This is a genomic window from Winogradskyella wandonensis (assembly GCF_004346845.1).
Lineage (GTDB): Bacteria > Bacteroidota > Bacteroidia > Flavobacteriales > Flavobacteriaceae > Winogradskyella > Winogradskyella wandonensis.
On the sequence record NZ_SMGI01000004.1, the window covers coordinates 231,900 to 252,011 of the forward strand.

At 34.9% G+C, this 20,112-nt stretch carries 17 protein-coding genes and 1 pseudogene; 13 read left to right on the plus strand and 5 right to left on the minus strand.

The features are described from left to right. Positions 1-7: 7 nt before the first annotated feature. From DFQ05_RS11915 to DFQ05_RS11930, 4 genes are read left to right on the plus strand one after another with little or no spacing between them, the layout of a single operon-like run. Positions 8-1,231, plus strand: a complete 1,224-nt coding sequence (locus tag DFQ05_RS11915) for a bifunctional alpha/beta hydrolase/OsmC family protein (protein ID WP_132705633.1) — start codon at positions 8-10, stop codon at positions 1,229-1,231. Positions 1,232-1,234: 3 nt separating this feature from the next. After that, positions 1,235-2,398, plus strand: a complete 1,164-nt coding sequence (egtB, locus tag DFQ05_RS11920; RefSeq protein ID WP_241974263.1) for an ergothioneine biosynthesis protein EgtB — start codon at positions 1,235-1,237, stop codon at positions 2,396-2,398. Between the two features lies 1 nt (position 2,399). Further along, positions 2,400-3,338: an L-histidine N(alpha)-methyltransferase gene (locus DFQ05_RS11925; RefSeq protein ID WP_132705634.1), complete on the plus strand. Its 939-nt coding sequence runs from the start codon at positions 2,400-2,402 to the stop codon at positions 3,336-3,338. A gap of 41 nt (positions 3,339-3,379) precedes the next feature. Next, complete coding sequence (locus DFQ05_RS11930) at positions 3,380-7,084, plus strand: metallophosphoesterase (RefSeq protein WP_132705635.1); 3,705 nt, start codon at positions 3,380-3,382, stop codon at positions 7,082-7,084. Here DFQ05_RS11930 and DFQ05_RS11935 read toward each other — a convergent pair. Continuing rightward, positions 7,081-7,926, minus strand: a complete 846-nt coding sequence (locus DFQ05_RS11935; RefSeq protein WP_132705636.1) for a hypothetical protein — start codon at positions 7,924-7,926, stop codon at positions 7,081-7,083. The two genes, DFQ05_RS11930 and DFQ05_RS11935, sit on opposite strands and share 4 nt — an antisense overlap. 60 nt (positions 7,927-7,986) lie before the next feature. On the opposite strand from DFQ05_RS11935, the gene DFQ05_RS11940 reads away from it, so the two are divergent. From DFQ05_RS11940 to DFQ05_RS11975, 8 genes and pseudogenes are all read left to right on the plus strand, one after another. Further along, on the plus strand, positions 7,987-9,234 hold the full coding sequence (locus tag DFQ05_RS11940; protein ID WP_132705637.1) for a BaiN/RdsA family NAD(P)/FAD-dependent oxidoreductase: 1,248 nt from the start codon (positions 7,987-7,989) through the stop codon (positions 9,232-9,234). 74 nt (positions 9,235-9,308) lie between these two features. Beyond that, positions 9,309-9,641 (plus strand): annotated as a pseudogene (locus DFQ05_RS11945) (DUF4174 domain-containing protein); the annotation flags it as partial. 1 nt (position 9,642) lies between these two features. Next, complete coding sequence (locus DFQ05_RS11950) at positions 9,643-10,188, plus strand: DUF1697 domain-containing protein (RefSeq protein ID WP_132705639.1); 546 nt, start codon at positions 9,643-9,645, stop codon at positions 10,186-10,188. A gap of 33 nt (positions 10,189-10,221) precedes the next feature. Further along, positions 10,222-11,316 (plus strand): diphosphomevalonate decarboxylase, encoded by a 1,095-nt coding sequence (locus DFQ05_RS11955; protein ID WP_132705640.1) that lies wholly within the window; start codon positions 10,222-10,224, stop codon positions 11,314-11,316. Positions 11,317-11,338: 22 nt separating this feature from the next. Continuing rightward, positions 11,339-12,268 (plus strand): mevalonate kinase family protein, encoded by a 930-nt coding sequence (locus DFQ05_RS11960; protein WP_132705641.1) that lies wholly within the window; start codon positions 11,339-11,341, stop codon positions 12,266-12,268. Between the two features lie 46 nt (positions 12,269-12,314). Next, positions 12,315-13,217, plus strand: a complete 903-nt coding sequence (locus DFQ05_RS11965) for a geranylgeranylglycerol-phosphate geranylgeranyltransferase (RefSeq protein ID WP_132705642.1) — start codon at positions 12,315-12,317, stop codon at positions 13,215-13,217. A 2-nt stretch (positions 13,218-13,219) separates the two neighbouring features. Continuing rightward, on the plus strand, positions 13,220-14,167 hold the full coding sequence (locus DFQ05_RS11970) for a carbon-nitrogen hydrolase family protein (RefSeq protein ID WP_132705643.1): 948 nt from the start codon (positions 13,220-13,222) through the stop codon (positions 14,165-14,167). A gap of 41 nt (positions 14,168-14,208) precedes the next feature. Continuing rightward, a complete protein-coding gene (locus DFQ05_RS11975) occupies positions 14,209-15,048 on the plus strand; it encodes a pseudouridine synthase (RefSeq protein ID WP_132705644.1) in 840 nt (279 codons plus the stop codon). Here DFQ05_RS11975 and DFQ05_RS11980 read toward each other — a convergent pair. Both DFQ05_RS11980 and DFQ05_RS11985 read right to left on the minus strand, forming a co-directional pair. Beyond that, positions 15,045-15,410: a DUF2200 domain-containing protein gene (locus DFQ05_RS11980; protein ID WP_132705645.1), complete on the minus strand. Its 366-nt coding sequence runs from the start codon at positions 15,408-15,410 to the stop codon at positions 15,045-15,047. The genes DFQ05_RS11975 and DFQ05_RS11980 overlap by 4 nt on opposite strands. 22 nt (positions 15,411-15,432) lie before the next feature. Next, positions 15,433-16,401, minus strand: a complete 969-nt coding sequence (locus DFQ05_RS11985; protein WP_132705646.1) for an MBL fold metallo-hydrolase — start codon at positions 16,399-16,401, stop codon at positions 15,433-15,435. 181 nt (positions 16,402-16,582) lie between these two features. Between DFQ05_RS11985 and dnaG the strand changes: the two genes are divergently transcribed. After that, positions 16,583-18,550 carry a DNA primase gene (gene dnaG, locus DFQ05_RS11990; RefSeq protein ID WP_132705647.1) on the plus strand — a complete coding sequence of 656 codons (1,968 nt, stop codon included), beginning with the start codon at positions 16,583-16,585 and terminating at the stop codon, positions 18,548-18,550. Here the strand turns inward: dnaG and DFQ05_RS11995 are convergent. After that, positions 18,547-19,176, minus strand: coding sequence for a response regulator (locus tag DFQ05_RS11995; RefSeq protein WP_132705648.1), 630 nt, complete (start codon positions 19,174-19,176; stop codon positions 18,547-18,549). The two genes, dnaG and DFQ05_RS11995, sit on opposite strands and share 4 nt — an antisense overlap. Positions 19,177-19,322: 146 nt before the next feature. After that, positions 19,323-20,111: an NAD(+) synthase gene (nadE, locus tag DFQ05_RS12000; protein WP_132705649.1), complete on the minus strand. Its 789-nt coding sequence runs from the start codon at positions 20,109-20,111 to the stop codon at positions 19,323-19,325. Position 20,112: the final 1 nt, after the last annotated feature.

The window sequence follows — 20,112 nt, forward strand, 5'->3', positions numbered from 1 at the left end:
CACCAACATGAAAAATCAAAGACTTAAAATAAAAAATAGAAAGGGATTGTTGCTTAATGCACAGTTAGAATTGCCAGCTAATCAGAAACCAAATTACTTTGCCATTTTTGCACACTGCTTCACATGTAATAGTAACCTAAATGCCGTAAGACATATTAGTCGTGCATTAACCCAAGATGGTTTTGCGGTAGTAAGATTTGATTTTACGGGCTTGGGTCGAAGTGAAGGTGAGTTTGCTGATAGTCATTTTTCGGCTAATGTAGAAGATTTAGTAGATGTGCATAATTACATTTCACATAATTTTATAGCCCCAAGTTTACTTGTAGGTCATTCCCTCGGAGGTGCGGCCGTTTTGGTAGCGGCTTCCCAGATTGAAGCTGTAAAAGCGGTTGCAACTATTGGTGCACCTGCAGATGTATCTCATGTAAAGCATCATTTTTCTCATGGTTTAGAGGCTGTAAAAGAAAAAGGCGAGGTAGAAATAAATATCGGAGGCAGACCCTTCAAAATTAATAAAGATTTTGTCAAAGCTTTTGACGATACAGATTTACCAAAAGTTGTAAAATCATTACGAAAGCCTATTCTTGTAATGCACTCACCACTAGATAAAATTGTAGCTATAGAGAATGCAAAAAAAATATATGATAGTGCAATGCATCCAAAGAGTTTTGTGTCTTTGGATGATGCAAATCATTTACTCACCGAAGAAAAAGATAGTAAGTATGCGGGCGAAGTAATTGGAACATGGGCAAAACGCTATTTCCCTAAAGCCGAAAATAAAATGCTAGATACCCAAGGCGAACAACTTGTAGGGCATCTAAATATTATAGAAGATAACTTTACGACGTCTATTCAAACCAAAAACCATACAATGATTGCTGATGAACCTGCAAGTATAGGTGGTGCCGATTTTGGGCCATCACCATACGAATATCTTAATGCAGCTTTAGCAGCGTGTACAGTCATGACCTTAAAGATGTATGCCGAAAGAAAAAAATGGGATTTACAAGAAGTATTTGTCTATATATCACATTCTAGAAAACACAGCCAGGACTTAAACATCGAGTTAGAAAAACCAAAATATTTAGACCACATAACTAAGAAATTAAAATTTGTTGGTAACTTAGAAGACCAGCAAAAAGAAAGATTAAAAGAAATTGCATCCCGTTGTCCAGTCCACAAGACTATAGAAAACGAAGTAATTTTCGACACTACAATACTAGACGAATAACCAGTGCACGTACTAACAAAACAACCCAACATAAAAAAGAGATTTTTAGAAATTAGAAAGCATACAGAGTCGATATGTGTTTCATTAGAAAAAGATGATTTCTCAGTGCAACCTGTGGCATTTGTATCACCACCAAAATGGCATTTGGGTCATACCACTTGGTTTTTTGAGCAATTTGTACTTTCTATTTACAAAGAAGGTTACACACTGTTTAGTGATGATTTTGCCTTCTATTTTAATAGTTACTATAATAGTCTAGGCGACCGCATTTTACGAGTTAACAGAGGTAACATGACGCGACCTACAATAGATGAGGTTCTAAAATATAGAACATACGTCAATGCGCATTTATCTGAGTTTCTTTCCAACGACGTTGCCCAGGAGATTTTAGATAGCGTTGAAATTGGTTTACAACACGAGCAACAGCATCAGGAGCTTTTGATGTATGATATTAAATACATATTTGGCAATCAGCCTGCTTTTCCAACCCTAGAAACAGATAGTTGTTTAAAGCCTGAAAAAGAGAACGGATTTGTGGACATCAAAGAAGGTGTTTACGACATTGGACATAAAGAAGATACGTTCTGCTTTGATAACGAATTAGGTCTTCATAAGGTTTATCTTCAAGAATGTAAGATTTCAAAAAACTTAGTTACCAATGGTGATTATTTAGAATTTATCGAGGCTGGAGGCTATAACAATTTTAATCTTTGGCATGCCGATGGTTGGGATTGGGTGCAAAACAACAAAATTCAAGCACCCTTATATTGGCATAAGGTTAAAGACACATGGAAGCAATACACCTTAAAAGGACTACGAATATTAGATTTAAACTTGCCTGTTAGCCACGTAAGTTTTTACGAGGCTTGGGCATTTGCAGAATGGAAAGGTATGCGGTTACCAACAGAATTCGAGTGGGAAATTGCTTCGAGAAATCTAAACTACGGTCAGCTCTGGGAGTGGACAAATAGTGCGTATTTGCCTTATCCAAACTACCAGAAAGCCGAAGGTGCCTTGGGCGAATATAATGGTAAGTTTATGATAAATACTATGGTTATGCGAGGCGCATCGATAGCCACTCCAAAACACCACTCAAGACCAACATACCGAAACTTTTTTACACCAGAAACCAGATGGCAATTCTCTGGTATAAGATTAGCCAAATAAAATGACAAATACATTTGCAAAAGACGTACTTGCTGGACTAACAGCAGAAAAAAAGTACTTGTCTTCTAAATATTTTTATGACGATAACGGAAGTCGCATATTCCAAGAAATAATGAATATGCCTGAGTATTATCTCACCGATGCCGAGTTCGAGATTCTCTCTATGCAATCCAAACAAATTATAGATGCACTTAATTTCTCCCAACCATTTAATATTATAGAACTTGGTGCTGGAGATGGTCTTAAAACATTTAAGCTACTAGAATATCTCTTAAATAACAACATCGATTTTAAGTATGTGCCAATAGATATATCTCAAGAAGCTATGGATATTCTAACTGCTCGCTTAAAAGAGCGTTTACCCAATATAAATATCAGACCTAAAGTTGGTGATTATTTTGAAATTTTAAAGGTGAATAAAGAAAGTGATTATCCCAGTTTGTTACTCTTTTTAGGGTCTAATATTGGTAATTATAAACAAGAAAGAGCTGTAGAACTTTTAGGGCTTTTTAACGAGAATATGAAAGATGGCGATAAGCTTCTATTGGGTATGGATTTAAAGAAAAATCCAATTTCAATTCACAATGCATATTTCGATAAACATGGCGTTACAAAGCGATTTAACCTTAATCTTTTATTACGAATAAACCGTGAGCTGGATGCCGATTTTAAAATAGACGATTTCGATTTCTACTGTCATTACAACCCGGATACAGGTGAAGTAAAAAGCTATATTGTAAGCCTAAGAAATCAAAAGGTACATATAAAAAAGCTAGATGCCATTATAGACCTTGGATACGGAGAATTAATTTGGACGGAGCTTTCAAAAAAGTATGATGTCCCTGAGATTGAAGACTTAGCGATGGCTTCAAATTTTAAAGTTAATCACAATTTTATGGATTGTAAACATTTATTTACAGACAGCCTTTGGGAAAAATGAATTTAAAAATGTAGTATCTTCGGGATGAAAAAAAAGAATTAATGAAGCAATATAACACCTCATTCTTATCAATTCTAATATTAATATTGCTTAGCAGTTGTGCAACCTTTAACCTTCAAAAGGAAGCATCGAAAGAAATGTCTTTTCCTGTTAACAAGGAAATTTTACATACGTTTTATTTATTAGGCGATGCCGGAAATTCAGAACTTGGAGAAACCGATAAAGCTATCGTAGATTTTGGTAAGGCATTAAGCAAGGCAGATGAAAATAGTACAGCAATTTTCTTAGGCGACAACATTTATCCAGTAGGGTTTAATTCTAAAAATAAAAAGAAAGAGGAATTATCAGAACATCGAATTAAGGTTCAAACAGATATCGCAAAAGATTTTAAAGGACGACCAATTTTTATTCCTGGTAATCACGATTGGTATAGCAAAGTGAAAGGCTTAAAAAAACAAGAGAAATTTGTTGAGGATGAGCTTGGCAAAAACACCTTTTTGCCAGAAGATGGATGCCCAATCGAAGATATAGAGATTTCAGACGATATTGTGTTGATTATAATAGATTCGCATTGGTATATTACCAATTGGGATAATCATCCGACCATAAATGATGATTGCGAAATTAAAACACGTGCAGATTTTTTAGAAGAATTAGGAAGCGAAATAAAGAAAGCTAGAGGGAAAACAACGATAATCGCTTTGCACCATCCAATGTTTAATAACGGTTCTCATGGCGGGCAATATTCGCTAAAAAGCAACTTAAAACCTGTCCCTGTTATTGGTACTCTTAAAAACTTAGCAAAAAAAACAGGAGGTATTATCAATGTAGACTTGCAAAACAAGATGTACAATGAGCTTAAAAAACGAGTGGTTAGTCTAGCACGACAAAACGATAAAGCTATTTTTGTATCTGGTCACGAGCATAATCTTCAGTATATCGTTAATAATAATCTACCACAGATAATTAGTGGTTCTGGCTCAAAAAAAAGTGCAACACGTCTAATTGGCAATGGACAATTTGCTTATGGTGCCAATGGCTATGCTAGATTAGATGTGTTTAAAGACGGCTCGTCATTTGTGCGTTTTTACGAAGCAGAAAATGAAGATGTTGTGTTTCAAACACAAGTGCTAAAACCCAATAGAGATATTGACTTAAGCCAATATCCCGATACGTTTCCTCAACAAAAAACAGCGTCGATTTATACAGATGAAGAAGTAGAAAAATCTGGATTTCATAAGTTTTTATGGGGCGACAGATATAGAAAACAATTTGGAACAAAAGTTAAAGCGCCTACTGTTAACTTAGATACGCTTTTTGGTGGTGTTATTCCTGTAAGAAAAGGTGGAGGAAATCAATCTAAATCGTTACGTTTAGAAGATAAACAAGGTCGACAATACGTAATGAGGGCTTTAAAAAAACAAGCATCTCAATACCTGCAAGCCATTGTTTTTAAGGATAAATACATAGACGATAAGCTAGATGGCGGTTTTGCCGAATCGTTATTGTTAGATGTATTTACCGGAGCTCACCCTTATGCGCCATTTGTTGTGGGAGATTTAGCAGATGCCATAGGCGTATACCATACAAATCCGGTGTTGTATTATGTGCCTAAGCAAAAGGCTTTGGCTGGATTTAATAACGATTTTGGTGATGAGTTGTATATGATTGAAGAACATACCTCTGAAGGGCACGACGACAAAGCCAGTTTTGGTTTCCAAAACGAGCTAGAGGATACTAGAGATATGATAAAAAAGCGTCATAAAGACGAAGATATTGTTATAGACGAAGCCTCGTACATAAAGGCACGGTTATTCGACATGCTCATTGGCGATTGGGATAGGCATCAAGACCAATGGCGTTGGATAGAATTTAAAGAGAACGGAAAAAAAGTGTATCGACCATTACCAAGAGACAGAGACCAAGCATTTTCTAAAATGAGTGATGGATTTTTGCTTACTGCTGCCGTTAATCTCATTCCGACTGCTGGATTGCTTCGAGAATACGACGAAGAACTTAAAAATGTAAGACGTATCAATGTGGAGCCCTATCCGCTGGATATGGAATTAATTCAGCAATCAGATAAATCAGTCTGGGATGCCCAAGTAAAATACATTCAAGATAATATTACAGATGAGGTCATCGAAAAAGCATTTTTAAATTTTCCTCCAGAAGTAAGAGATAACGATGCCGAAGAAATTAAAAGATTATTAAAAGCGAGACGAAAAAATCTTCAAAATATTTCAGACAGGTATTACGATGTTATTAATAGATATGCGGTAATCAAAGGAACAAACAAGGATGATTGGTTTGATATTGAAAGACTGCCAGAAGGAAAAACCAAAATAACAGCGTACAGAATTAAAGATGATAAGAAGGCAGACATCTTTCACGAGCGTACATATAGTAAGGATGAAACTAAGGAAATATGGGTTTATGCCTTAGACGACGATGACGTGTTTCATGTCCATGGCGATGGCGACCGCCTTATAAAAATTAGACTTATCGGTGGGCAAAATAACGATGTCTATGATATTCAAAACGGAAAGAAAATCAAATTTTACGATTATAAATCCAAAAAGAATACGATAGTAACTAATAAAGGACTCAAGAAAATAACGGACGACTATGAGACCAATGTTTATAACTATAAAAAATTAAAAAATAATACGTTACAGTCATTGCCATCTCTTGGTTTTAATCCCGACGATGGTCTTAGCTTTGGTTTTACAAGTACCTTTACAAACTACGCTTTTGAGCGTAATCCGTTTTCGTCTCAGCATACCTTCTCAGCAGGATATTTCTTAGCAACTAACGGTTTTGATTTTAGATATACTGGCGAATTCGCCAATATTGTTAAGTCGTCGAACTTAAGAATTGAAGCTAAATTTACAAGTCCAAATTTCGCAAGAAACTTTTTTGGTTTTGGTAACAGTACGCCAAATCTAGAGCCAGATAATGATGCTATTGATATGGATTTTAATCGTGTAAAGATTAGAACACTATCAATTGCACCGTCTTTAGTTTGGAAATCTCAATATGGCTCTGAGTTTGAGATTGGCGCAAGTTACGAGTCTAATGAGGTAGAACGCACATCTGGGCGTTTTCTCGAAACAATAACAGCTCCTACTGATGCAGTGTTCGATAAACAAGATTTTTATGGCGCCCATGCGAAATTTGTATATGATGTTAAAGATGATGCTAACTTCCCCACCTTAGGAATGTTACTGTCAATTGAGGCAGGCTTTAAGAATAATCTTAGTACATCCAAAGGCTTTAGCTATTTAATCCCGGAGCTTGGGTTCGACTATAAGCTAACCAATAGAGGCACAGTGGTTTTGGCGACTAAACTGAGAAGTCAGCTAAATTTTGGAAATAATTTTGAATTTTTTCAAGCAGCAACACTCGGTGATACCGAAGGACTTCGAGGATATAGAAGAGAACGTTTTGCTGGTAAACGCTCGTTTGTTCAGAGTACGGATGTACGCTTTAATTTAAGACGGAAATCTTCTAATTTTTTACCATTTAATATCGGTTTTTACGGTGGCTTTGATTATGGTCGAGTCTGGGTAGACGATAGCAGAATTAGTTCTGGCGACCCAATAATTTTTAATCAAGATACTTGGAATACATCAGTCGGAGGTGGCTTGTTTTTTAGTGCTTACAGCATGATTACAGGAAATTTATCAGCCTTTAGTAGTGATGATGGTTTACGTTTAGCGTTTAGGCTAGGTTTTGGGTTTTAGTTGATTTTAAACTCATACAAATTACCGCCTTGAGTGCCTAAATATTCATCGGCAATATAAAGCGTACTGTCGTTTTTAAAAAGCACACTTTCTTTTTGTGAATTATAGTCAAATTCATAACGCTTAAACTTAGACTTAAAAAAATCCTTTTTGTTCAATTCTGAAAAAACAAATACTGAGTTTTCAGTTAAGAGCGCCAATTTATCTCCATTTTCATTGATGTCTGCCGAGGTTACCCAACATTCCGACTTATCACAAGTATTAAAGGTGTCTAATAATTTAGCTTTGTAGGTGCCTGATTTAGAAGGGAGTAGATATAAATTTGTTTTTCCTTCTTCTTTAGGCGAGCGACTTTTGGTAAATAGATAAAGATTGTTTTCAAAGAAGAAAAACGCCTCACAATCAAAATGACGGTCTTTCTTTTTTGGTGGAAATTTTTCCTGTTCAGGATAATTAAACCTGATAACTTCTGGGGTAATTTCTGACTTATTACTTGCTATGGAATCTGCATGAATTTTTAGTATTGAAAGATTTTCGCTGTCATTGTCGTTATTCCCAAAATTACCTATGTAGACCGTTCCTTCTGCATCTGTAGTTAAATCCTCCCAATCGCGATTTTTTGCTTTTATTTTTATTTCACGTTTAATAGAGCCATCTAAATCCAATCCGTATAAGATAGGTTTATTGCCACTATCGTTGACCATCCAAATTAGACCAGTTTTTTTATCAATTTCAATGCCCGAAACTTCATAGAGTGCCATAGGTATATCCATAATTACTTTTAGGTCACCTGTATCGCAGCTAAATATTAAAAGTATGGCAATTAAAAAAAAACGTCGCATTAATAGTTTAAATTTTCAAAAGGTTAAATTTACAGTGCTAAAATTAATACTATAACTTTTTTGCCCAATTTTAAGACAGATTTAGACATAATTATCGTCGGTGGCGGCGCAGCAGGCTTTTTTGCAGCAATAAATATTGCTAAAACCAATCCAGAACGTTCAGTGGCTATTTTAGAACGTGGAAAAACTGGATTGCAAAAGGTAAAGGTATCTGGCGGTGGTCGTTGTAATGTAACACATGCCGAGTTTATACCTTCTGAATTAGTGACGAACTATCCTCGTGGGGAAAAAGAATTGCTCGGACCGTTTCATACGTTTATGACAGGTGATACTATCTCTTGGTTCGAGGAGCGTGGTGTAGAACTAAAGATTGAAGACGATGGGCGTATGTTTCCTGTATCCAATTCGTCTCAGACCATAATAGATTGTTTCCTGTCTGAAGCTAAAAGGCATGGAGTTGAGGTTTTGTACAATTATAGTTTGAAAAATATTGAGCTGTCACCTCGAGCGGCGTCGAGAGGTTTTGAATCAAACTTCAAATTAGAAACGAGCCAAGGGAATTTTAGATGCAAAAAATTAATCATTGCCACCGGAAGCAATCCTAAAATCTGGAATCTTTTAGAAGACTTAGGACACACCATTGTTCCGCCTGTACCGTCTTTATTTACATTTGACATTAAAGACGAGCGTATAAAAGATATTCCCGGTGTAGTTGTAAAACATGTAGCGATTAAGGTTCTTGGCACCCATTTAGAATCTGATGGTCCACTTTTGGTAACACATGTTGGGATGAGTGCGCCTTCAATTTTAAAACTATCAGCTTTTGGTGCTGTAGAATTAGCAAAGCTGAATTATAATTTTAAAATTAGTATCAATTTTATGCAGCAAGACACTGATGATTGTATTGATAGTTTGAAGACATTAAAGCTAGATTTGGCGAAGAAATTGGTTTATAATGCACCGCAATTCGATTTGCCAAAACGCCTTTGGAAGAAATTGGTTTTAGCAGCAAAAATTAAGGAAGATTCACGTTGGGCAGATTTAAATAAAACACAGTTAGAAGCTTTGGCTGAGCAGTTGACCAATGCTATTTTTCAAGTCACTGGTAAAAGTACATTTAAAGAAGAATTTGTCACAGCTGGCGGCGTAGATTTAAAAGAAATTAACTTTAAAACCTTTGAGAGTAGACGTATTCCTAATCTGTTCTTTGCTGGGGAAGTTATTAATGTAGATGCTGTTACTGGTGGATTTAATTTTCAAAATGCGTGGACAAGTGCTTATATTGTTTCTCAATCAATTAATAGCTGACTATGAAATATATTGTATTAACGCTCCTTTTTTCGAGTTGTCTTTTTGCTTAAGACACTAAGGCGCATCTTTGGAAAGAGCGTGTTATTGTTATTTCTGGTAATGAAGTTGCCCGCGGTACTATTGATGCTCAATTTCAACTGTTCGAGAATCAATTACAAAAATTAAAAGATAGGAAATTGGTCATTTATAGATGCATTGGTAAAAAATGTACTTACTATGATTCAAAATCAAAACAAAAAATGTTTAATCGTGAAGAAACATCTGAAAACTTCAGCATTAGTTTATTTGGTTTAGATGGTGGAAAGAAATTTTCTTCAACTGAAATTGTAGAGTCCAATGTGATTTTTAACCTCGTCGATAGTATGCCAATGCGAAGACAAGAACTTAGAAATAAACAAAATTGACATGAGTATTTTTGTTGTTTTACTCAGAGGTATCAATGTTGGTGGTCATAGAAAAGTACCAATGTCTGAGTTACGAGAATTACTCGCAAATTCTGGTTATGCCAATGTGCAGACTTACATTCAAAGCGGAAATGTGGTTTTGCAATCTACCTTAAATTCTGAAGAAATAAAGCTTCAAATTGAAGAAACCATCTTAAATCATTTTGGTTTTGAAGTCACCGTTTTGGTAAAAACTAATGATGAATTAAAAGCCATTTTTAATGCTTGCCCTTTTCAGAATGAAGAAAAAGAGAAAAGCTATTTTATGATTTTAGATGCTGCTCCAAATGCTGAAGGATTTGACGAAGTTTTAAACTTAGAATACTGTGGTGAGAAAGTTCACATCACTGAAAGTTGTATTTACTTCTTTAGCGCCAATGGTTACGGACGTACAAAATTCAACTCCAACTTCTTTGAACGAAAGCTGAAAATAAATGCTACAGCCAGAAATCATAAAACCATGCTAAAATTATTAGCAATGGCAGAAGAAGCAGAAACTAAGCTCTAGAATTTACCTATTTTTGCATCAGAATTTAAACGCATGACAGAGCAAGATTTTATTCTTAAAGATTATAAAACCAACGTTGAAAGCGGAAAAGTAAAATGGGAATCGCCAAGTAATATCGCCTTGGTGAAATATTGGGGAAAGCGCGAAAACCAAATTCCAGAAAACCCTTCAATTAGTTTTACATTAAGTAATTGCAAAACCATTACAGAGCTGATTTACCGAAAAAAGGCGGGAAACGACTTTAGTTTTGATGTCATTTTTGAAGGCAAAAAAAATGAAGCTTTTAAACCAAAAATTCAAACGTTTTTTGAGCGTATTGAAGCATATGTTCCATTTTTAAGAGATTATCATTTCACGATTGAAACATCCAATACCTTTCCGCATAGTTCAGGCATTGCGTCTTCTGCTTCTGGAATGAGTGCTTTAGCTTTGTGTTTAATGAGTATTGAGCAAGAGGTGAAAGAAAATGTCACCTTGAGCGCAGTCGAAAGGTCTTCATATTTCAACCAAAAATCCTCATTTTTAGCGCGATTAGGTTCAGGAAGCGCATGTCGTAGTATCGAGGGAGAGCTTGTGGTTTGGGGAAAAAACGCATCCACTGAAAGTTCGGATTTGTTCGGAGTTAGATTAGCAGAAGATATTCATCCCAATTTTAAAAATTATCAAGACGCCATACTACTTGTAGATAAAGGCGAAAAGCAGGTAAGTAGTACTGTTGGTCATAAATTGATGTTTGGTCATCCGTTTGCTGAAAAACGTTTTCAACAGGCTCATGAAAATCTGGCCGAATTAAAAGATGTGCTCATTTCAGGCAATCAAAAACGATTTATCGAAATTGTTGAGAGTGAGGCATTGACCTTACATGCCATGATGATGACGAGCATGCCGTATTTCATTTTAATGAAGCCAAATACACTACAAATCATCAACAAAATATGGGAGTTTAGAGCAAAAACAGACGCTAATATTTGTTTTACTTTAGATGCAGGAGCCAACGTGCATGTCTTATTCCCTGAGGGTGAGCGAGAGAAAGTTTATGAATTCATTAAGACCCAGTTGGTTGCGTATTGCCAAAATGGTCACTATATTTGTGATACGGTTGGTAAAGGTGCTAAAAAATTAGTTTAAGTTTTCCAATCCTAAGATAGCTATGAAAGGTCCCCTATTTTATTCCAAGATTTTATTATTCGGAGAATACGGAATTATTAAAGATTCTAAAGGTTTATCAATTCCCTATAACTTTTACAACGGCGCTCTTAAATTAGATGGCAATACGTCTGAAAGTGCGAAGAAGTCAAACGAAAGTTTAAAGAAGTTTACGGAATATTTAAAGAACCTAGATGCCGATTTAGTAATCTACGATATAGAAAAACTTCAGGCAGATGTTGACGCTGGTATGTATTTTGATTCGTCAATTCCTCAAGGGTATGGTGTAGGTAGCAGTGGCGCTTTAGTTGCTGCGATTTACGATAAATATGCGACAGATAAAATTACGGTTTTAGAAAATTTAACGCGGGAAAAACTATTAAAGTTAAAGTCGATTTTCTCAGCAATGGAGTCGTTTTTCCATGGAAAGTCTTCAGGTTTAGACCCATTAAATAGTTACTTAAGTTTACCTATTTTAATTAATTCAAAAGATAATATTGAGGCAACAGGGATTCCTTCTCAGAAAAGTGATGGAAAAGGCGCTGTATTTCTTCTAGATAGTGGTATCGTAGGCGAAACAGCTCCGATGGTAAGTATCTTTATGGAAAACATGAAGAACGAAGGTTTTAGAAGTATGCTTAAGGAACAATTTATAAAGCATACAGATGCTTGTGTCGATGATTTCCTTAAAGGCGATATTAAATCTTTATTTAAAAATACAAAACAACTTTCTAAAGTCGTATTAAATAATTTTAAGCCCATGATACCTCAACAATTCCATGACTTATGGAAGAAAGGTATTGAAACGAACGACTATTATTTAAAACTATGTGGTTCAGGTGGCGGTGGCTATATTCTTGGATTTACAGAAGATATAGATAAAGCCAAAGAAGCACTTAAAGGTCAAAAATTAGAGGTTGTATATAACTTCTAATTTGTCATGCTGAACTTGACTCAGCATCTCATCATTTTTTCAACCAATGCTATCGAGACAACAAAAACATATTTTTTTAAAGGTTTTTAGTCTTTTTTCTATTGTTCGTGGTTACAATATCCTAGTCGTAATTTTAGCGCAATATTTAGCGTCGATTTATATTTTTGCTCCAGACTTACTTCCTAAAAATGTATTATTCGATATAAACTTACTTATGCTAGTGCTAGCATCGTCTGCAACAATCGCTTCAGGCTATATTATCAATAATTTTTATGACTCTGAGAAGGATTTAATCAATCGACCAAATAAAAGTATGTTAGATAGATTGGTCAGTCAAAACACCAAGTTATCGATTTACTTTACTTTAAATTTTTTGGCGGTAATATTTGCAAGTTATGTCTCGTTTAGAGCCGTACTATTTTTTGCACTTTATATTTTTGCCATTTGGTTTTATTCGCACAAACTAAAAAAAATGCCCATTACTGGGAATTTAGTGTCTGCCATCTTAACGGTGACACCATTTTTTGTGATTTTTATTTATTACAAAAATTTCGACTTAGTGGTATTTATACATGCCTTGTTCTTGTTCCTTTTAATATCAATGCGAGAACTAACTAAGGATTTAGAAAATATTAAGGGAGACTTGGCGCTTAATTATAGAACAGTTCCTGTGGTATATGGCGAAAAAATTTCAAAATATTTATTGACGGGTGCTTTAATAATTACCTGTGTTACAGCAATGATACTTGTCTTTTATTTTGAAATAGGACAGATGTATTATTTCTTCTACGCGAGTGTAATTTTACTATTTGTTTTCCTACTACTACTTTGGAAATCCAACAACAAAACACATTACTTATGGCTTCATAATATTTTGAAGTTTATAATTGTGGCAGGTGTTTTTTCCATTGTACTCATAAATATAAATCTTGTTTTAAACCGACTCTAAAAATGAATACGACTCTAAAAATCGCGATGGCGCAAATAGCACCAGTTTGGTTAAATAAATCAGCAACACTTCAAAAAATTGAAAATTCTATTATTGATGCTGCAAAAGAAAATGCCGAACTTATTGTTTTTGGAGAAGCATTATTACCGGGTTATCCATTTTGGTTGGCCTTAACAGGTGGTGCCGAATGGAACACAGACGTCAATAAAAAGTTGCATGCACATTATGTAAGCAATTCTATTTGTATTGAGAAAGGCGAATTAGATTCGGTTTGTAAATTGGCAAAAGAACATAATATTGCGATTTATTTGGGCATTATGGAACGTCCTGAAAATCGCGGTGGACATAGTATTTATGCATCATTAGTTTACATAAATCCAAAAGGTAGTATAGAATCGGTACACAGAAAGTTACAACCAACATATGATGAACGCTTAACTTGGGCGCCAGGCGATGGAAACGGTTTAAAGGTTCATCCATTAAAAGCGTTTACAGTTGGTGGGCTAAATTGTTGGGAAAATTGGATGCCACTGCCAAGAACAGCGTTGTATGGTCAAGGCGAAAATCTTCACATTGCAGTTTGGCCAGGAAGTGACCATAATACAAAAGATATTACACGATTTATAGCAAGGGAGTCGCGGTCTTACGTGGTTTCTGTATCAAGTTTAATGTCTAAAACTGACTTTCCAAAACAGACTCCATATTTCGAGGATATTGTAAAAAATGCACCCGAAACCTTAGCAAACGGAGGAAGTTGTATTGCTGGTCCGGATGGCGAGTGGATTGTAGAACCTGTGCTTCACAAAGAGGGTTTAATTTACCAAACCATTGATTTTAATCGTGTGCTAGAAGAACGTCAAAACTTTGACGTAGTTGGTCATTACTCTAGACCCGATGTGACTAAATTAACTGTAAACACAGAACGCCAAACTACTGTAGAAATTAAGTAGTTAGTGTTAACTATTGTATTACCTTTGCAAAAAATTTAAGTATGTCAAAACAGCAAGGTAAAAAAGGGCAAGGAAAGAGAGACGGAAAGCAAAAATCCGATGGAGGACAGAGACCTTTTTCTAAAAGACATTCTGCGCCTAAGAAAAAAACTACTCCTAAAAAAGCGTCTAATTCAGATGAAATTCGTCTTAATAAATATATAGCCAATTCTGGGATGTGCTCTCGTCGTGAGGCAGACGAAAATATTTCTATTGGTTTGGTAACTGTAAATGGCTCTGTGGTTACAGAAATGGGTTATAAGGTAAAACCAACAGACGAAGTCCGTTTCGATGGTCGCCGTATCAATCCAGAGCCAAAAACATATGTACTCTTAAATAAGCCTAAAGGATTTGCTACAACAACAGCAGAAGGAAAGGGAAGAACAGTAATGGATTTGGTTGCTAATGCAACTTCTGCAAGAATTAAGCCTATTGGCCGTTTAGGACGGAACTCCTTAGGATTATTATTGTTTACCAATGACGATGAGATTATTCAGAAATTTACAAATTCTAAGAACGGAGTGGCACGCCTATTTCAAGTTGAACTTGATAAAAATTTAAAATTTGAAGACTTAAAGAAAATACAAGAAGGCTTTAAAGTACAAGGAAAACTAATTACCGTAGAAGAAATAAGTTATATCGAAGGTGAACCTAAAAATAAAATAGGTATAAAAATCAAAAACACTGGGAATACCATTCTACGTACTATTTTTGACGAATTAAAATACGATTTGGTTAAAATAGACTGTGTTGCTATAGGTCATTTAACAAAAAAAGATATTCCAAGAGGGCATTGGAAACATCTAACAATACAAGAAGTAAACACGCTTAAAATGCTTTAAGCCTGTCTTAAAATTTTATCCATTTTTCTTCCTTTTGCTAATTCATCAACTAATTTATCCATATATCTAGCATATTTAGTGACTGGTGTTTCAATGTCTTCTATTCTGTAGCCACAGATTACGCCTTTTATTAAATGTGCATTGGGATTGATGTTTGCATTAGCGAAAAACGCTTCCATTGTTGCTTTTTTTTCAATAAGGTTTTCTAGTTGGTTCTCATCATAACCAGTTAACCAGGTTAATACTTGGTGTAATTCTTCTTTTGTCCTACCTTTTTTCACTATTTTGGTTATATAATGCGGATAGACAGAACCAAAAATTAGTTTTGCCACGCGGGCATCGTGTTCTGGTGTTGTACTCATGATTTAGAATTTTTAGTTAGTGTTATAGTTCAAAAATATCGTTGATTTTTGCGATTTTATAACCTTTTTCATTAACTAATTTACTCGCTTCACTCAGCGGATTTAATAATGGATTGGTATGATTAAAGTGAATAAATATAACCTTCTCTTTTTCGGTACGAGGAAGATTATCAAATAAATCCAAACTCTCAATTACAAAAGGATGAGGGATTTCGCTGATATCCCTATTATTAATTTCCTTTCCGCTAAAAAACGTTGCATCAACGAAAGCATAATCTACTTTTTTAATTTCATCAATTATATTTTTGTTCCATTTATCCCATTTGTCGATGTCTGGAATAAACAAAGCTGTTTTATTCGGCCCTTTTATTCTGTAACCAACAGTTTCAGAAAACTCATCTCTATGCGGCACAAGTATTGGGGTTACTTCAATAGTTTTGGAGAGCTTTACAGGTTTTTCATTTTCAATTTCAATTAGTGTAATGTTTTCTCTCGTAACAAGCTGACTCCATGGTCCGTTATCTGTTAAAAAACGCTTCATTTGCGGCATGGTATAAACAGGTGTTTTTGTAGCATCTATTGCTTCTTTTCCTAAATACATAAGTCCTGTGTAATGTCCTATGTGGGCATGAGTTAGAAAGATGCCATCAACCAATTCGTTTTCATTTTGTGTTTCGTAGGTTGTAATCATTTTCATTTGCGAGGTTATATCAGGAGTGGCTTCAAATAAATAGGTTTTATGATATTCAGTATCAATGAGTCCAAGTGAAACAACTTTTCGAATAGCTTCAGGGTTTTTGAATAGCTTAGAACAACACCTTTTTTTACAGCCTATTTGTGGAGAACCGGCATCTTGTGCTGTGCCCAGAATAACAATGGAGGTATTTTCGATAGAGATATTAGAATCCATTGCCGCTAGTTCTTTCGAATATGGTTTTTTAGAACATGATATAATTATTAAAATCAAGCATATAGTTATAAATCTCTTCATTGTAGTTTAATAAATTAGGAGTTGATTATTCTAGCCGAGTGCAATACGCATTTTCATAAAATTACAACAAATAATTAAAGAGTAGTATGGTAAGTTTTTGGCTGACGCAATAAATAAAAGTGAAGTAACCTACCAATCATTAATAGAGTTTATTAAATTTACCCTTCTAATAATTTTAATCGTGATTTCGCAAAATACCATAGCTCAAGTTTTTGAAACAGCCCGTGTAGAGGAGGTTATAGGCGATTTTGTGCAATTAAAAAAATCGGGAAGTAATTTTAAAGGCCTAAGTCCTTTTAGTGAGGAAAGAACGCCAAGCTTCATGGTGTCTCCCGTAAAACAAATTTGGAAAGATTTTTCTACAGGCAAAGGCGGTAATGCAGTTACCTTTTTAATGGAGCACGAGCATTTTACTTATCCTGAAGCCATAAAATATTTGGCAAAAAAGTATAACATTGAAATTGAAGAGACCGAGCGTACTAACGAAGAAAAGGAAAAAGCAGATACAAGAGAAAGTCTATATCTAGTTAGTGAGTATGCAAACGACTATTTTCAGAAAATTTTACATAAAACAGATAAAGGAAGAGCTATTGGCTTAAGCTATTTTAAAGAACGTGGTTTTACAGAGGAAACTATCAAGAAATTTCAATTGGGCTACGCTTTGGACGAGTGGCAAGCCTTTACAGATGAAGCCTTAAAAAATGGTTATAAAATTGAGTTTTTAGAAGGTACTGGTTTAACCATTGTTAAACCAGAAAAACATTTCGATAGATTTAAAGGCCGCGTGATGTTCCCCATACATAGTATGAGTGGGCGTGTTTTAGGTTTCGGAGGTCGAATCTTAGGAAATGACAAAAAAGCTGCCAAGTATCTAAACTCTCCAGAAAGCGAAATTTACCATAAAAGTAAGGTACTTTATGGCTTGTATTTTGCTAAACAATCTATAGCCAAGGAAGACAATTGTTATCTGGTCGAAGGTTATACAGATGTTATCCAGTTTTATCAAAGAGGAATAACAAATGTTGTTTCATCCTCGGGTACCGCGCTAACATCAGAGCAAATACGTCTTATAAAAAGACTAACAAATAATATTACTGTACTTTTCGACGGCGATGCAGCAGGAATGCGCGCTTCTATACGTGGAATAGATTTAATACTCGAGCAAGGCATGAACGTTCGGGTATGTACGTTTCCGGATGGAGAAGATCCGGACAGCTTTTCTAAAAACAACACCTTACAAGACGTAACGGATTACCTAAAGGAAAATTCTAAAGATTTTATTCAGTTTAAAGCATCATTACTTTTTGAAGACAGTAAAAACGACCCTATAAAAAAGGCAGAAACTATAAGAGATATTGTAAATAGTATTGCTAAAATTCCAGACCAGATAAAAAAAGAGGTTTACATACAAGAGTGCGCTCGTATTATGGATATAAGCGAATCTGTATTGTTTAGTACACTTGCTCAAATAAATAAAAAGGCGAATAGCGATGCTAATAAAAAGTTTGGCCAGGAACAGAAAGCATTTAATGTTATAAAAGCTGAGCCTAAGCCATTAAAAAAGGTAGATATTCAGTATGAGTTGGAGAAAAAAATCATTGAAATCTTATTACTCTACGGTAATAAAACCGAAAAGTTTGAAGACTTAGTGCTTAAAGAAGATGAGGTTACGGGAGATTTAGTTTTGGAACCTGTAGTACAAGAAGCACGAGTTTTCGAAAAAGTGTATTTGGATTTACAAGAGGATGAAATGCAGTTTTCTGACGAACGATTTAAAACCTTATACTATTCAATTGTTGACCAATTAAGTCAAAATGAAAATTTTTCTGCTACGGATTTTATTAATAATCTCAACCCAGAAATGGCGCCATTGGTAACAAGTATAATAATGGATAACGAAAAATACAGTCTCGATGATTGGGCGCGAAACAATATCATTCCAAAAGAGAAAGAGCATACTATTGCTCAGCTAGTAAGTCAGACCATATTGCATCTTAGAGGTTTGCTAATAGAACAAAAATTAAAGGATTTATCGGACGAAACTTTAAAAGAAGACTATGACTACAAAGAAATTTTAGAGAATAGTCAAGAATATAATAAACTAAAAGTTTTGTTAGCCAGAAAGTTAGGAAGAGTAGTTAATCATTAAGCTAGGTCATGATGCTTAGCTTGGTGTACTAAATCGATAACGTTGTCTACATTTAATTTTTTAAATAGTCGAGCCTTATAAGTACTTACTGTTTTTTCGTTAATGTCCAATTCGTCTGCGATATGCTTATTTTTCTTACCGATAGATAATAATTTTAAGACCTCTACTTCTCTTGTAGATAAACGCTTAAATAGGCGAGTTCTGCTTTTTGATGTATTGGTATATCTGTAATGCTTATCCATTTTTTCGCTTAAATAAACCTCGCCACTAACTACCTTTTGTATGGCTTTAAGTATATCATCTGGATTTGCATTTTTAGATAAATAACCAGAAGCTCCTGCTTTTAACGTACTAATTGCATAAATTTCTTCTGGTTGATGGCTAAACATTATAATTTTTATAGACTTGTGCTCCTTTTTAATAGCACGCAAGGCGGTAATTCCGTTAAGTTCGGGTAAGTCAATTTCAGAAATAATTAAGTCGACATGATTTGTGCGAACAAACTCGAATATTTCGATGCCACTACCTAAGCCCGCTATTATTTGATAATCTGGGGTTTTATTAATAATAGCCCGTAAACCTTCGCGCACTACAGGATGACTATCGACCAATAGAATTTTTATCATAACCACTTAATTTTGTAAAATTAAAATTAGGATAACCCAGTAAGGATTATTGAATTAATTAGCTTATTAAACAAAAATACAAAATCGAGAAGCTAAAACAATAAATATTTAAGTAAAATTGCAAAAAAATAAAAATATGATAAAAATTACATTATTTCTTTAGGAATAACGCAAATTGGGATAGGTATCATCTTATGTTTGTTTGATCTATTGTATCTTAAAAAGATATCGAAAACCTCTTTTTTGCGTCCTGTAAAATCTTCAGAGGTTTTACCCTGGTCATTCATTTTCATGGCCCATTCTAATTCTGGATAGGATGCGCCAATTTGGTCTTCGTCACTTCTAGCATCACCAAATAGACCGTCACTAGGAGCAGCTTTCATAATTGACTCTGGAACTTTAAGCATTTCACCCAAGGCATAAACTTCAGATTTAAGCAAGTCGGCAATAGGGCTTAAATCTACACCGCCATCACCATATTTAGTATAAAAACCAACACCAAAATCTTCTACTTTATTGCCTGTTCCTGCAACAAGTAGGCCTAAAAGACCTGCATGGTAGTAAAGTGTGGTCATTCTTAATCTTGCTCTAGTATTAGCCAAGGCCATATCTACCGTTGCCTGCTTTCCTTCAAGGCTTACTTCTGTTTTAAATTCTTCAAAGACTGGAGTTAAGTCAACACGCGCATCACTGACATTAGAGAACCTTTGCTTTAGCTGAGCAATATGTTCTTGTGCCCTCGTAACATGACTTGGAGCTTGATGGATAGGCATTTCTATACACAAAACATCTAGTCCTGTCTTTGCACAAAGTGTCGAAGTCACTGCAGAGTCGATTCCGCCAGAAATTCCGACAACAAAACCATTAACTTTTGCGTTTATAGCGTAATCTTTAAGCCAATTTACTATATAATCTATTACTTTTTCTGTTTGCATA